We start from the raw sequence: 13,799 nt of genomic DNA, 5'->3' as shown, positions 1-13,799 counted from the left end.
GACATATTGTATTCAGTTTTGAATGGTTGTTTAACAGGGGCCTATAGCTCAGCTGGTTAGAGCGCACGCCTGATAAGCGTGAGGTCGGTGGTTCGAGTCCACTTAGGCCCACCATTTAAATATTTTTTGGGGGCTTAGCTCAGCTGGGAGAGCGCCTGCTTTGCACGCAGGAGGTCAGCGGTTCGATCCCGCTAGTCTCCACCATTTATTTTGTACATTGAAAACTAGATAAGTAAGTATAGATTTTACCAAGCAAAACCGAGTGACAAGCGAAAAGCTTGAAACAAAAAATTATCGCTAGTCGTCGACAGACGACTCACAATAATTAATAACTGGTGGATGGTAAGTAGTGCATATGTTATAGATACGATAAACGTGAATTGAAAGCGTTTGTCAGTCTATGAATCACAAACAAGAGCGAAGGCGCTTACTTTTGTAAGTAACTGAGCGATTTGTGCCGTGATGAAGCAGAATGCGAACGCTTATCAACACGTTTAGATTAAGTTATTAAGGGCGCACGGTGGATGCCTTGGCACTAGAAGCCGATGAAGGACGTTACTAACGACGATATGCTTTGGGGAGCTGTAAGTAAGCTGTGATCCAGAGATTTCCGAATGGGGGAACCCAGCACGAGTTATGTCGTGTTATCCGCATGTGAATACATAGCATGTGAGAAGGTAGACCCGGAGAACTGAAACATCTTAGTACCCGGAGGAAGAGAAAGAAAAATCGATTCCCTGAGTAGCGGCGAGCGAAACGGGAAGAGCCCAAACCAACAAGCTTGCTTGTTGGGGTTGTAGGACACTCTGTACGGAGTTACAAAGGAATACGTTAGACGAATAACCTGGAAAGGTTAATCATAGAAGGTAATAATCCTGTAGTCGAAAACGTATACCCTCCTGAGTGGATCCTGAGTACGGCGGAGCACGTGAAATTCCGTCGGAATCTGGGAGGACCATCTCCCAAGGCTAAATACTCTCTAGTGACCGATAGTGAACCAGTACCGTGAGGGAAAGGTGAAAAGTACCCCGGAAGGGGAGTGAAAGAGAACTTGAAACCGTGTGCTTACAAGTAGTCAGAGCCCGTTAATGGGTGATGGCGTGCCTTTTGTAGAATGAACCGGCGAGTTACGATCTGATGCAAGGTTAAGCAGAAAATGTGGAGCCGTAGCGAAAGCGAGTCTGAATAGGGCGAATGAGTATTTGGTCGTAGACCCGAAACCAGGTGATCTACCCTTGGTCAGGTTGAAGTTCAGGTAACACTGAATGGAGGACCGAACCGACTTACGTTGAAAAGTGAGCGGATGAACTGAGGGTAGCGGAGAAATTCCAATCGAACTTGGAGATAGCTGGTTCTCTCCGAAATAGCTTTAGGGCTAGCCTCAAGTGATGATTATTGGAGGTAGAGCACTGTTTGGACGAGGGGCCCCTCTCGGGTTACCGAATTCAGACAAACTCCGAATGCCAAATAATTTAACTTGGGAGTCAGAACATGGGTGATAAGGTCCGTGTTCGAAAGGGAAACAGCCCAGACCACCAGCTAAGGTCCCAAAATATATGTTAAGTGGAAAAGGATGTGGCGTTGCCCAGACAACTAGGATGTTGGCTTAGAAGCAGCCATCATTTAAAGAGTGCGTAATAGCTCACTAGTCGAGTGACACTGCGCCGAAAATGTACCGGGGCTAAACATATTACCGAAGCTGTGGATTGTCCTTTAGGACAATGGTAGGAGAGCGTTCTAAGGGCGTTGAAGCATGATCGCAAGGACATGTGGAGCGCTTAGAAGTGAGAATGCCGGTGTGAGTAGCGAAAGACGGGTGAGAATCCCGTCCACCGATTGACTAAGGTTTCCAGAGGAAGGCTCGTCCGCTCTGGGTTAGTCGGGTCCTAAGCTGAGGCCGACAGGCGTAGGCGATGGATAACAGGTTGATATTCCTGTACCACCATGATTCGTTTTAAGCGATGGGGGGACGCAGTAGGATAGGCGAAGCGTGCTGTTGGAGTGCACGTCTAAGCAGTGAGACTGAGTGTTAGGCAAATCCGGCACTCATTAAGGTCAAGCTGTGATGGGGAGAAGAAACATGTTTTCTTCGAGTCGTTGATTTCACACTGCCAAGAAAAGCCTCTAGCTAGAAGATTGGTGCCCGTACCGCAAACCGACACAGGTAGTCAAGATGAGAATTCTAAGGTGAGCGAGCGAACTCTCGTTAAGGAACTCGGCAAAATGACCCCGTAACTTCGGGAGAAGGGGTGCTCTTTGAGGTTCACGCTTCGAAGAGCCGCAGTGAATAGGCCCAAGCGACTGTTTATCAAAAACACAGGTCTCTGCTAAACCGTAAGGTGACGTATAGGGGCTGACGCCTGCCCGGTGCTGGAAGGTTAAGAGGAGTGGTTAGCATTAGCGAAGCTACGAATCGAAGCCCCAGTAAACGGCGGCCGTAACTATAACGGTCCTAAGGTAGCGAAATTCCTTGTCGGGTAAGTTCCGACCCGCACGAAAGGCGTAACGATTTGGGCACTGTCTCAACGAGAGACTCGGTGAAATCATAGTACCGGTGAAGATGCCGGTTACCCGCGACAGGACGGAAAGACCCCGTGGAGCTTTACTGTAGCCTGATATTGAAATTCGGTACAGTTTGTACAGGATAGGTAGGAGCCTTAGAAGCGTGAGCGCTAGCTTACGTGGAGGCATTGGTGGGATACTACCCTAATTGTATTGGATTTCTAACCCGCAACTCTTATCGAGTTGGGAGACAGTGTCAGGCGGGCAGTTTGACTGGGGCGGTCGCCTCCTAAAGAGTAACGGAGGCGCTCAAAGGTTCCCTCAGAATGGTTGGAAATCATTCATAGAGTGTAAAGGCATAAGGGAGCTTGACTGCGAGACCTACAAGTCGAGCAGGGTCGAAAGACGGACTTAGTGATCCGGTGGTTCCGCATGGAAGGGCCATCGCTCAACGGATAAAAGCTACCCCGGGGATAACAGGCTTATCTCCCCCAAGAGTTCACATCGACGGGGAGGTTTGGCACCTCGATGTCGGCTCATCGCATCCTGGGGCTGTAGTCGGTCCCAAGGGTTGGGCTGTTCGCCCATTAAAGCGGTACGCGAGCTGGGTTCAGAACGTCGTGAGACAGTTCGGTCCCTATCCGTCGTGGGCGTAGGAAATTTGAGAGGAGCTGTCCTTAGTACGAGAGGACCGGGATGGACATACCTCTGGTGTACCAGTTGTCGTGCCAACGGCATAGCTGGGTAGCTATGTATGGACGGGATAAGTGCTGAAAGCATCTAAGCATGAAGCCCCCCTCAAGATGAGATTTCCCAACTTCGGTTATAAGATCCCTCAAAGATGATGAGGTTAATAGGTTCGAGGTGGAAGCGTAGCGATACGTGGAGCTGACGAATACTAATCGATCGAAGACTTAATCAATTTAGTTCATAAGGTGATGCTTGTGAAACCAATACTTACTATCTAGTTTTGAATGTATAATCATTCATTTTACGAAGTGACATGTTCGAATACGAACGTTTGCCACACCGTATTTTACGAAGTGAAAACGTTTGTCACGAAGTAAAACATTGTTTGGTGACAATAGCAAAGAGGCCACACCTGTTCCCATGCCGAACACAGAAGTTAAGCTCTTTAGCGCCGATGGTAGTCGGACTTACGTTCCGCGAGAGTAGGACGTTGCCAAGCTTACATATTGGAGAATTAGCTCAGCTGGGAGAGCATCTGCCTTACAAGCAGAGGGTCGGCGGTTCGAACCCGTCATTCTCCACCATTTTAATAGCCGGCCTAGCTCAATTGGTAGAGCAACTGACTTGTAATCAGTAGGTTGGGGGTTCAAGTCCTCTGGCCGGCACCATGTGAGAGCCATTAGCTCAGTTGGTAGAGCATCTGACTTTTAATCAGAGGGTCAGAGGTTCGAATCCTCTATGGCTCACCATTTATGCGGGTGTGGCGGAATTGGCAGACGCACTAGACTTAGGATCTAGCGCCTTACGGCGTGGGGGTTCGACTCCCTTCACCCGCATTAAGCAGAAGTAGTTCAGCGGTAGAATACAACCTTGCCAAGGTTGGGGTCGCGGGTTCGAATCCCGTCTTCTGCTCCATTATTTTGCCGGGGTGGCGGAACTGGCAGACGCACAGGACTTAAAATCCTGCGGTGAGAGATCACCGTACCGGTTCGATTCCGGTCCTCGGCACCATGATTTAAATATGCGCCCGTAGCTCAATTGGATAGAGCGTTTGACTACGGATCAAAAGGTTATGGGTTCGACTCCTATCGGGCGCGCTACCATAGCTTTACGGGAAGTAGCTCAGCTTGGTAGAGCACTTGGTTTGGGACCAAGGGGTCGCAGGTTCAAATCCTGTCTTCCCGACTTCTTAAAATAATACCTATATGGGGGCTTAGCTCAGCTGGGAGAGCGCCTGCTTTGCACGCAGGAGGTCAGCGGTTCGATCCCGCTAGTCTCCACCATTTAATTTAATATCAACCAACTTATTTACGGCGGCGTAGCTCAGCTGGCTAGAGCGTACGGTTCATACCCGTGAGGTCGGGGGTTCGATCCCCTCCGCCGCCACTATTTATAGTTGATAGAAATGATTATTCGGACCTTTAGCTCAGTTGGTTAGAGCTAACGGCTCATAACCGTTCGGTCGCAGGTTCGAGTCCTGCAAGGTCCATATAATTTTGGAGGAATACCCAAGTCCGGCTGAAGGGATCGGTCTTGAAAACCGACAGGGGCTTAACGGCTCGCGGGGGTTCGAATCCCTCTTCCTCCGCCATTTTAATTTTTACATTTCTATTAACGCGGGATGGAGCAGTTCGGTAGCTCGTCGGGCTCATAACCCGAAGGTCGGTGGTTCAAATCCGCCTCCCGCAATATTTTTAGGTCCCGTAGTGGAGCGGTTTAACACGCCTGCCTGTCACGCAGGAGATCGCGGGTTCGATTCCCGTCGGGACCGCCATTTTTAAAAATGGTTCAGTAGCTCAGTCGGTAGAGCAAAGGACTGAAAATCCTTGTGTCGGCGGTTCGATTCCGTCCTGAACCACTTTTTTATGTTTGCCGGCCTAGCTCAATTGGTAGAGCAACTGACTTGTAATCAGTAGGTTGGGGGTTCAAGTCCTCTGGCCGGCACCATGTATGGAGGGGTAGCGAAGTGGCTAAACGCGGCGGACTGTAAATCCGCTCCTTCGGGTTCGGCAGTTCGAATCTGCCCCCCTCCACCATATTATGCATAGGGGCATAGTTCAACGGTAGAATAGAGGTCTCCAAAACCTTTGATGTGGGTTCGATTCCTACTGCCCCTGCCATGGCGGCTGTGGCGAAGTGGTTAACGCATCGGATTGTGGTTCCGACATTCGTGGGTTCGATTCCCATCAGCCGCCCTTTATTTCATATTAATGGGCTATAGCCAAGCGGTAAGGCAACGGACTTTGACTCCGTCACTCGCTGGTTCGAATCCAGCTAGCCCAGTTCCTTTTGGCGGCATAGCCAAGTGGTAAGGCCGAGGTCTGCAAAACCTCTATTCACCGGTTCAAATCCGGTTGCCGCCTCCATTTAAATACTAAATATGCGGGAGTAGTTCAACTCTCAGAACATTTTCCTTCCCGGAAAAAGGTATAGGTGCAAATCCTATCTTCCGCTCCAAATTATATTTATTTTATATTATGCGGGAGTAGTTCAACTCTCAGAACACTTTCCTTCCCGGAAAGAGGTACAGGTGTAAGTCCTGTCTTCCGCTCCAAATTACAATTTGTTTAATTTTATGCGGGAGTAGTTCAATTCTTAGAACACTTTCCTTCCCGGAAAGAGGTACAGGTGTAAGTCCTGTCTTCCGCTCCAAATGATTGCTTCCAAGTTAATGGGAGTTTTTTTGTACATTGCCGGTGTGGCGGAATTGGCAGACGCGCGGGACTCAAAATCCCGTGTCTTTACAGACGTGTCGGTTCGACCCCGACCACCGGTATATCATTCGTTCGAAGTCGCATATAATGCGGCTTTTTTTATTGGTTTCAAGGTATCTAACATTTAAACAGTATATTTTTTAATAATATAGAGAGAAAAACTACACAAGTGATTGAGACACGACATTGTATATATTATGATAGATATATTAATTTTGAGGAGGGGCAAACATTGCCAAAATCAAATTCAGAAAAAAAGCAATTTTTTACGAACATTCTTAATGCTGTTGGTGCAGGGGTCGTCATTGCATTGCTTCCTAATGCACTATTAGGTGAGTTTTTAAAATTCTTTAAAGATGGCCAACCTACATTAGAATTAATGTACCAACTTGTGCTCATCATTCAGTCTTTTATGGCATTTATCATAGGTGCTCTGGCAGCACATGCTTTTAAATTTTCGGGACCAGGTGTCGCGATTACAGGCATATCTGCGATGCTTGGCTCTGGAGCAATTCAATATAAAAATGGGCAAGTTTTTCTACAAGGTATTGGGGACATAATTAATATTATTTTAGTCGTTATCTTAGCTTGTTTTCTATTTTTAGTTTTAAAAAACAAGTTTGGTTCATTAGAAATGATTATTTTGCCTGTTTTAATTCCAGTATTAAGTGGAATTGTAGGATTGACAATTTTACCGCACGTGCGCAAAGTAACACAAGCCATCGGTGCCATGGTTCAATCCTTCACTGAACTTAATCCATTACTCATGTGTATCCTTATTTCCATGACCTTTGCATTATTAATGGTGACTCCTATATCCGTCGTGGCGATTGCGACTGCCATTTCATTAGATGGCCTTGGTAGTGGTGCAGGTAATATGGGTATCGTGGCTGCATGTGTAACGTTTATCTTTGGGTCACTAGGTGTGAATAAATTGGGTGTGAATGTTGTACTATTTATTGGTGCTGCGAAAATGATGATTCCTGTTTATTTGAAACATCCTATTATTATGATTCCACTTGCAATTAATGGTGCTATAACAGGTACACTTACTTATTTAATTGGTATTAAAGGCACACCAATGTCTGCAGGATTTGGGTATACAGGTTTAGTGGGGCCCTTAAATGCATTCGCACGTATGTCTGGGGATCCAATTATGAATATATTGTTGTTAACATTCGGTTACCTTATCATACCATTTACGTTAGGTTTTATTGTCCATCAGTTATGTAAAAAATGGATAACTGGTTACTCAGATGATATATATCGATTTGAAATACCTAAGCAGTAAAATTCATAGTTAAAGAGATGACATTCAAAACGTCTGTCATCTCTTTTTTAAAACCTTATTGCATAAATTTACGAATATATGTATAATAATGAATATTATTTAAAGGGAGGTTGTTCAATGAATATTTTGGGGAAGTTATTCACTGCTATATTTGTCGTAATGATAGTATTAACGACCATTATTAGCCCACAGTCTAAAGCAGTAAATGATGATCAATGGAATAAAATTAAAGCTAGAGGGGAGTTACGCGTAGGATTATCTGCTGATTATGCCCCTATGGAATTTGAGCGTACAGTGAATGGCCAACGTGAATATGCTGGGATAGATATCGAATTGGCTAAAAAAATAGCGAAAGACAATGGCGTTAAATTAAAAATAGTCAATATGCAGTTTGATAGTTTGTTAGGTGCTTTAAAAACAGGTAAAGTGGATGTCATCATATCAGGGATGACACCTACGGACGAACGAAAAAAAGAAGTCGATTTTTCTAACTCTTATATGGAAGTTGATCAAAAAGTCATTATTCGTAAAAAGGATGTAGATAAATTTCAAACGTTAGATGATTTGAAAGGAAAACGTATTGGTGCACAAAAACAAACAACTCAAGAAGAACTTGCGCGTTCAGAAATTCAAGATGCCGAGGTACAGTCATTAACACGTGTACCTGAAGTCATTTTATCTCTTAAAAGTAACAAATTAGATGCGATTGTATTAGATAGTGCTGTAGGTACTGCATACTTAAAGCAAAACAAAGATTTAACTTTTTCTAAAGCTACTTTTGCAGATTCAAAAAAAGAAACCGCCATTGCTGTACCTAAAAATTCTCCTGAATTGTTAGATAGAGTTAATACGACGATTAAAGATGTTGAAAAGAAAAATTTAATCGCACAATTTGAAGATAAAGCGGCTGAAGCAATGAAAGATGAAGGAAGTTTTTTATCAAAATATGGTAATTTCTTCGTCACAGGATTGAAGAACACAATCTTTATTTCACTCATTGGTGTTGTATTAGGAGCGGTCTTCGGTGCGTTATTTGCACTCATGAAAATAGGTTCTATTAAACCTTTGAAATGGTTAGCATCAGCTTATATAGAATTCATTAGAGGCACGCCATTACTTGTTCAAGTGTTTCTTGTTTATTTCGGAACAACTGCTGTTTTAGGATTGGATATATCAGCATTTATATGCGGTGCAATCGCATTAGTTATCAATTGTTCAGCATATATTGCAGAAATTATTCGTGCGGGAATTAATGCAGTAGATAAAGGACAAATGGAAGCAGCACGTAGTTTAGGATTGAACTACGCTCAAACGATGAAAAGCGTCATTATGCCTCAAGCAATTAAAAATATTTTACCTGCTTTAGGTAATGAGTTTGTAACTGTAATTAAAGAGTCATCGATTATCTCAGTGATTGGGGTTAGTGAGATAATGTTTAATGCACAAGTTGTTCAAGGTGCATCCTTTGATCCATTCACACCACTATTAGTAGCTGCAATTTTATATTTCATTTTAACATTCACGTTATCAAGATTAATGAATGTTTTTGAAGGGAGATTGAAAGTCAGTGATTAACATTAAACAACTGTATAAATCGTTTGGTAAGCAAGATGTGTTAAAAGGGATTAATTTAAATATTCATCAAGGTGAAGTTGTAGCAATAATTGGACCGTCAGGTAGTGGTAAAAGTACATTGTTACGTTGTATGAATCTTTTAGAAAGACCATCAAAAGGGGAGATATGGTTTGAAAATAAAGATTTAACAAAAAAAGATACTAAAATAGATACTTTGCGCCAAGATATGGGTATGGTGTTTCAAAATTTTAATTTATTCCCACATAAAAAAGTGATTGATAATATTACTTTAGCACCGCAATTACTTAAAAAGGGACAAAAATCAAATTTAAATGCACAGGCATTACTACTATTAGATAGAGTTGGTCTTAAAGAAAGAGCAGATGCCTATCCAAGCCAATTATCAGGCGGTCAAAAACAAAGGGTTGCGATTGCTCGTGCGCTAGCTATGAATCCAAAAGTTATGTTATTTGATGAACCAACATCTGCGTTAGATCCAGAAGTTGTTGGCGAAGTTTTAAATGTTATGAAATCACTAGCTAAAGAAGGCATGACGATGGTAGTGGTCACACATGAAATGGATTTTGCAAAACACGTCAGTGATCGTGTTGTATTTATGGCGGATGGGATTGTAGTAGAAGAAGGGCCTCCTGAAGCGATTTTTGAAAACCCTCAACATGAGCGTACTAAAAGCTTCTTAAAACGTGTGATGTAATCAATGTTAATAAAAAGAAAGTATTTCTTAGATATGATATATTTAGGAAATACTTTTTTTGTAATTAAAGAATTGAATACAAAAAAGTGAAGCCTTTGAATCAAAATTTTTAGTGAAGCGTCTGTTTGAAATTATGGTAAAATAATAGCGTGACTTTGTGAGGTGATTGAGATGGATTTAGTAACGTTAAAACAAGAAATCATTGCATATGCACATCAAATTGGTATTGATGACATAGGATTTACAACGGCAGATCCATTTGATGAACTGAAAAACAAGTTAATAGAATACCACACTAAAGGATATGCCTCAGGCTTTGAAGAATCTGACATAGCGTTAAGGGTAGAACCTAAATTATCTATGTCTTCAGCAGAATCCATTATTGCGATTGCAGTAGGATATCCTAATAAGTTAAAAAATGCACCCAAAAGTGTTCGAGGTGAACGTAGAGGCATGTTTGCTCGGGCGTCATGGGGGCAAGATTATCATACAATTATGCGTAGACGTTTAGATGATTTGGCGGCGTTTATTCAATCTAAAGTACCTGATGTTGAAATCATGTCAATGGTTGATACGGGTGTTTTATCTGATCGCGCAGTAGCTGAACGTGCTGGTTTAGGGTTTACGGGTCGAAATGGCTTTGTCATTAATCCTGAGCTCGGCACATGGACGTATCTTGGCGAAATGTTAATCAACTTACCTTTCCCTCCTGATGAGCAAATTTTGGATAGTTGCGGAGAGTGTACGATTTGTGTTGATCGCTGTCCTACAGGTGCGTTAGTAGGGAATGGTCAGCTCAACAGCCAGAAATGTATCAGTTATTTAACACAAACAAAAGGTTATTTAAAAGATGAATATCGATATAAGATAGGCAATCGTCTCTATGGATGTGATACGTGTCAGCAAGTATGTCCAAAAAATAGAGGGATTAATACAGAACAAGAAGATATTATTCTTGAGCCAGAAATATTGAAACCTAAATTAGTTCCACTTTTACAAATGTCTAATAAAGAATTTAAAGCAACTTATGGACATTTGGCCGGTGCATGGCGGGGTAAAAAGCCAATTCAACGTAATGCGATCATCGCGTTAGCACATTTTAACGAAACAACAGCAATACCTGATTTAAAACAGGTTGCTGAAGATGATCCACGTCCTATGATAAGGGGTACAGCGTATTGGGCGATTGGTCAAATATTAGGGGAAGCAGCACGAGAATACATTATGTCACGTTATGATGATGAATTAGAAGAAGTTCAACAAGAAATGATAAAAGGTTTAGAAATGAGGAGACTATAGAAATGACTATTCATGTTGTATTATATCAACCTGAAATACCTGCAAATACAGGAAATATCGCACGTACATGTGCTGCGACAGATACTCACTTACATTTGATTCGCCCATTAGGGTTTAGTACTGATGATAAAATGTTGCGTCGTGCTGGTTTAGATTACTGGCAATTTGTTAATATCACATATCATGATAGTATCGAAGCGTTTTTCGAATCAACTGAAGGTGAATATTATTTATTAACGAAATTTGGATCAAAGAATCATACATCTTTAGATTTTTCAGATACGAATACAAATCATTATTTTATTTTTGGCAAAGAAACAACAGGATTACCTGATTGGGTTAAAGACACTTATAAAAATACGGCAATGCGTATACCAATGAACGATAATGTAAGAGCACTTAATTTATCTAACACAGCTGCGATTTTAATTTATGAAGCATTAAGACAACAAGGGTATCCGAATTTACAATAAAGAGGAGATCAGATATGTCAGAATACATTTTACAGGGCGGTAAGATTTATACTGAAGATGGTGTGATTGATAATGGATATTTAAAAATTAAAGACGGCCTTATTTCGTACATTGGCCATGAACCTTATGAAGGCGATTTAGATGTTATTCATGTTTCTGGAAGTCACATTTTACCTGGTTTTATCGATATCCATATTCATGGAGGCTATGGTCACGATGCGATGGATGCGGATGAAGAAGGTCTAAAACATTTATCTAAAAATCTTTTGTCAGAAGGAACAACAAGTTACCTTGCAACGACTATGACGCAATCGAATGAAGCAATTATCGATGCGTTACATACCATTGCACATTATCAACAACAACAAACTACTCATGAAGCTGAAATTTTAGGTGTACATTTAGAAGGACCATTTATTTCTGAACATAAAGTTGGGGCGCAAAACCCCAAATATGTGCAACGTCCTACGATAGCACAATTAAATGCATTTCAAAAAGCGGCTAATCAACTCATTAAAATCATTACAATTGCACCAGAAGTGGAGGGTGCACACGATGTTATTAAAGCTTATAGTAATGACATTATTTTTTCGATGGGCCATACAGTAGCTACTTATGACGAAGCGAACGTAGCGGTTCAATGCGGTGTAAAACATATTACTCATTTATACAATGCGGCCACACCATTTACTCATCGCGATCCTGGTGTGTTCGGTGCAGCATGGACAAATCCGTTTCTACGTTGTGAATTAATTGGTGACGGTATACATTCACATCCAACATCCGTTGATATTGCTTTTAAAATGAACGGATTATCTCACATGTTTTTAATTACAGATGCGATGCGTGCCAAAGGTTTAGGACCTGGAGAATACGACTTGGGTGGTCAAAACGTAACTGTAACGCATGAAACTGCCCGACTTGAAAATGGTGCACTTGCAGGTAGTATTTTAAAAATGAATGAAGGATTAAAAAATTTAATTCATTATACGCATCGGAATTTAGAAGATTTATGGCGTGTAACAAGTTATAATCAAGCTAAGGCATTAAATATACTTCATCAAAAAGGTAGCATCCGTGAAGGTAAACATGCAGATATCGTTATAGTAGATGACGATATCAATGTTTTAAAAACAATCAAGATGGGGTATGTATGTAATAATGTTAATGACAAGAATGCATAATAGAGGAGTGTAAGAATATGGCAATGAACTTTAAAGTATTTAAAGACAAAGATACTGTAGCGGTTTATGCGGCAGATATCATTCGAAAACAATTTAATAATAATCCAACGACGATAGCAGGATTTCATCTTAGTGAAGAGGAAGCGCCTGTCTTTGACTATTTAAAACATAATGTTAACGACCATGCAGTTGATTTTAGTCAAATTCACATTTTAGATTATGATAAACAAGCGTCATATTTTAAGGCTCTTGGTGTACCTGAAAAACAAATTCATGAAATCCCAGAAGAAGACGAAGTAGAAAAATTCATTGAACAAAAAGCGAAAACGAAAGACAATAAAGGTAAACTTACATTACAAGTAGTGTCTATTAATAATAAAGGGGAATTTGGTGTCCCTGTTAATAATGGCTTAAAACCAGCACGCGAGATTTTTGTTGTTGTGACTGGAAGCGATAAAGCGGATGTGATTAAAAAATTATATGAGGATAATGGTAATACGAGCTTTATTCCTTCTAGTTTGAAAACACACCGTATGGTGAATGTGATTCTTGATGAAGCTGCAGCTCAAGGATTACCGGATGACGTAAGAGAATATTTCACTTCTCTTTATGCATAATAGAACTGGGGTGATGTAATGTCTGATGAAAAGCATATTGAACATGAAAATGAAATGGTAGATAATTTCGAAGATCTCGTTCAATTAGGTAAAGAAATGGAACAGATTTCTGAGACAAATGATCAAGATAAAGTCAATCAATCACATGACCCGAATATTCGTTCAGATCAATAATGTGAAACTAGAGTGGGGTGTTTATCACATGATGACCCTCACTCTTTTTATATATTAATTTGTTATTGAGTGACATCGTAGTAGGAGCGTGCGTTGTTTTATGAAGAAAGATAAATTATAATATACGACAGAAATGGTACTATGAAAGGTGTTAATATATGAAACTTTATCAGATGTGGGTGCCGCTACTTATTGCTTCTACACTCATCAATTTAATTTCAATTAAGGGATTTCCCCTTGCACTCGGGACGTTATATTTGCCGATCCTTTTTAAAGTTGTAAAAATGCAAATGAATCTTTCAAATGGTTTGTTTGAAGAAGATGTGAATGCAAACGTGTTTATACATAATAATCAAAAGGGCATTGTAATCAGTGTATTATGTTGTATTGCAGTAACGGTGGCATTATTCATTTATCTTAAAGAACTTTATACATCACTTTCTGGAATTTTAGGTTTTTTTATTATGTTTAGTCCAATAACGTTAGCGCTCGGGCTCATCCTTTATATTTTGACTGCAGTGGCTATTGTACAAGCTACGAAACATAAATTTACTTCGTAATATAA

Annotated in this window: 9 protein-coding genes, 27 tRNA genes and 2 rRNA genes; all 38 read left to right on the top strand. The window is 41.1% G+C overall.

The window, feature by feature from the left end:
• The first annotated feature begins 37 nt into the window (after positions 1 to 37).
• Positions 38 to 114, top strand: a tRNA-Ile gene (locus tag GJE18_RS07700).
• 14 nt (positions 115 to 128) lie between these two features.
• Positions 129 to 204: transfer RNA gene (locus GJE18_RS07695), tRNA-Ala, on the top strand.
• Positions 205 to 497: 293 nt separating this feature from the next.
• Positions 498 to 3,424, top strand: a 23S ribosomal RNA gene (locus GJE18_RS07690).
• A 152-nt stretch (positions 3,425 to 3,576) separates the two neighbouring features.
• Positions 3,577 to 3,691 (top strand): 5S ribosomal RNA (gene rrf / locus GJE18_RS07685).
• Positions 3,692 to 3,700: 9 nt separating this feature from the next.
• Positions 3,701 to 3,776, top strand: a tRNA-Val gene (locus GJE18_RS07680).
• Between the two features lie 8 nt (positions 3,777 to 3,784).
• Positions 3,785 to 3,860 (top strand) — tRNA-Thr (locus GJE18_RS07675).
• A gap of 5 nt (positions 3,861 to 3,865) precedes the next feature.
• Positions 3,866 to 3,941: transfer RNA gene (locus GJE18_RS07670), tRNA-Lys, on the top strand.
• Positions 3,942 to 3,946: 5 nt separating this feature from the next.
• Positions 3,947 to 4,028, top strand: a tRNA-Leu gene (locus GJE18_RS07665).
• Positions 4,029 to 4,032: 4 nt separating this feature from the next.
• Positions 4,033 to 4,107 (top strand) — tRNA-Gly (locus GJE18_RS07660).
• A 7-nt stretch (positions 4,108 to 4,114) separates the two neighbouring features.
• Positions 4,115 to 4,203: transfer RNA gene (locus tag GJE18_RS07655), tRNA-Leu, on the top strand.
• 12 nt (positions 4,204 to 4,215) lie between these two features.
• Positions 4,216 to 4,289: transfer RNA gene (locus tag GJE18_RS07650), tRNA-Arg, on the top strand.
• Positions 4,290 to 4,303: 14 nt separating this feature from the next.
• Positions 4,304 to 4,377 (top strand) — tRNA-Pro (locus tag GJE18_RS07645).
• Positions 4,378 to 4,399: 22 nt separating this feature from the next.
• Positions 4,400 to 4,475: transfer RNA gene (locus tag GJE18_RS07640), tRNA-Ala, on the top strand.
• A gap of 29 nt (positions 4,476 to 4,504) precedes the next feature.
• Positions 4,505 to 4,578 (top strand) — tRNA-Met (locus GJE18_RS07635).
• A 29-nt stretch (positions 4,579 to 4,607) separates the two neighbouring features.
• A tRNA-Ile gene (locus GJE18_RS07630) sits at positions 4,608 to 4,681 on the top strand.
• Positions 4,682 to 4,690: 9 nt separating this feature from the next.
• Positions 4,691 to 4,783, top strand: a tRNA-Ser gene (locus tag GJE18_RS07625).
• A 24-nt stretch (positions 4,784 to 4,807) separates the two neighbouring features.
• Positions 4,808 to 4,881: transfer RNA gene (locus tag GJE18_RS07620), tRNA-Met, on the top strand.
• 8 nt (positions 4,882 to 4,889) lie between these two features.
• A tRNA-Asp gene (locus GJE18_RS07615) sits at positions 4,890 to 4,966 on the top strand.
• Between the two features lie 11 nt (positions 4,967 to 4,977).
• Positions 4,978 to 5,050, top strand: a tRNA-Phe gene (locus GJE18_RS07610).
• 13 nt (positions 5,051 to 5,063) lie between these two features.
• A tRNA-Thr gene (locus tag GJE18_RS07605) sits at positions 5,064 to 5,139 on the top strand.
• Positions 5,140 to 5,144: 5 nt separating this feature from the next.
• Positions 5,145 to 5,228 (top strand) — tRNA-Tyr (locus GJE18_RS07600).
• A 10-nt stretch (positions 5,229 to 5,238) separates the two neighbouring features.
• Positions 5,239 to 5,312, top strand: a tRNA-Trp gene (locus GJE18_RS07595).
• A gap of 2 nt (positions 5,313 to 5,314) precedes the next feature.
• Positions 5,315 to 5,387 (top strand) — tRNA-His (locus GJE18_RS07590).
• Between the two features lie 16 nt (positions 5,388 to 5,403).
• Positions 5,404 to 5,475: transfer RNA gene (locus GJE18_RS07585), tRNA-Gln, on the top strand.
• Between the two features lie 8 nt (positions 5,476 to 5,483).
• Positions 5,484 to 5,558, top strand: a tRNA-Cys gene (locus GJE18_RS07580).
• A gap of 16 nt (positions 5,559 to 5,574) precedes the next feature.
• Positions 5,575 to 5,649 (top strand) — tRNA-Gly (locus GJE18_RS07575).
• 22 nt (positions 5,650 to 5,671) lie between these two features.
• Positions 5,672 to 5,746: transfer RNA gene (locus GJE18_RS07570), tRNA-Gly, on the top strand.
• A gap of 23 nt (positions 5,747 to 5,769) precedes the next feature.
• Positions 5,770 to 5,844: transfer RNA gene (locus GJE18_RS07565), tRNA-Gly, on the top strand.
• A gap of 40 nt (positions 5,845 to 5,884) precedes the next feature.
• Positions 5,885 to 5,968, top strand: a tRNA-Leu gene (locus tag GJE18_RS07560).
• 170 nt (positions 5,969 to 6,138) lie between these two features.
• Complete coding sequence (locus tag GJE18_RS07555; protein ID WP_060551405.1) at positions 6,139 to 7,197, top strand: PTS sugar transporter subunit IIC; 1,059 nt, start codon at positions 6,139 to 6,141, stop codon at positions 7,195 to 7,197.
• 117 nt (positions 7,198 to 7,314) lie between these two features.
• A complete protein-coding gene (locus GJE18_RS07550; RefSeq protein ID WP_060551404.1) occupies positions 7,315 to 8,772 on the top strand; it encodes an ABC transporter substrate-binding protein/permease in 1,458 nt (485 codons plus the stop codon).
• Entirely contained in the window at positions 8,765 to 9,487 is a 723-nt protein-coding gene (locus GJE18_RS07545; protein WP_107368902.1) for an amino acid ABC transporter ATP-binding protein, read from the top strand. Before GJE18_RS07550 ends, GJE18_RS07545 begins: the two co-directional genes overlap by 8 nt.
• 171 nt (positions 9,488 to 9,658) lie before the next feature.
• Positions 9,659 to 10,786 carry a tRNA epoxyqueuosine(34) reductase QueG gene (gene queG, locus GJE18_RS07540; protein ID WP_107368903.1) on the top strand — a complete coding sequence of 376 codons (1,128 nt, stop codon included), beginning with the start codon at positions 9,659 to 9,661 and terminating at the stop codon, positions 10,784 to 10,786.
• 2 nt (positions 10,787 to 10,788) lie between these two features.
• Positions 10,789 to 11,259, top strand: coding sequence for a tRNA (uridine(34)/cytosine(34)/5-carboxymethylaminomethyluridine(34)-2'-O)-methyltransferase TrmL (gene trmL, locus GJE18_RS07535; RefSeq protein ID WP_060551401.1), 471 nt, complete (start codon positions 10,789 to 10,791; stop codon positions 11,257 to 11,259).
• 14 nt (positions 11,260 to 11,273) lie between these two features.
• On the top strand, positions 11,274 to 12,443 hold the full coding sequence (gene nagA, locus GJE18_RS07530) for an N-acetylglucosamine-6-phosphate deacetylase (RefSeq protein ID WP_165886128.1): 1,170 nt from the start codon (positions 11,274 to 11,276) through the stop codon (positions 12,441 to 12,443).
• A gap of 17 nt (positions 12,444 to 12,460) precedes the next feature.
• Entirely contained in the window at positions 12,461 to 13,060 is a 600-nt protein-coding gene (locus tag GJE18_RS07525; protein ID WP_060551399.1) for a 6-phosphogluconolactonase, read from the top strand.
• An 18-nt stretch (positions 13,061 to 13,078) separates the two neighbouring features.
• Positions 13,079 to 13,234: an SAS053 family DNA gyrase inhibitor gene (locus tag GJE18_RS07520; RefSeq protein WP_165804964.1), complete on the top strand. Its 156-nt coding sequence runs from the start codon at positions 13,079 to 13,081 to the stop codon at positions 13,232 to 13,234.
• Between the two features lie 158 nt (positions 13,235 to 13,392).
• Positions 13,393 to 13,794 carry a hypothetical protein gene (locus GJE18_RS07515; protein WP_107368905.1) on the top strand — a complete coding sequence of 134 codons (402 nt, stop codon included), beginning with the start codon at positions 13,393 to 13,395 and terminating at the stop codon, positions 13,792 to 13,794.
• The last annotated feature ends 5 nt before the right edge of the window (positions 13,795 to 13,799 follow it).

It is taken from the genome of Staphylococcus agnetis (genome assembly GCF_011466855.1).
In the GTDB taxonomy this organism is placed as follows: Bacteria; Bacillota; Bacilli; order Staphylococcales; family Staphylococcaceae; genus Staphylococcus; species Staphylococcus agnetis.
The sequence above is the reverse complement of the archived record's forward strand: the minus strand, read 5'-3'. Positions and strand labels throughout refer to the sequence as shown.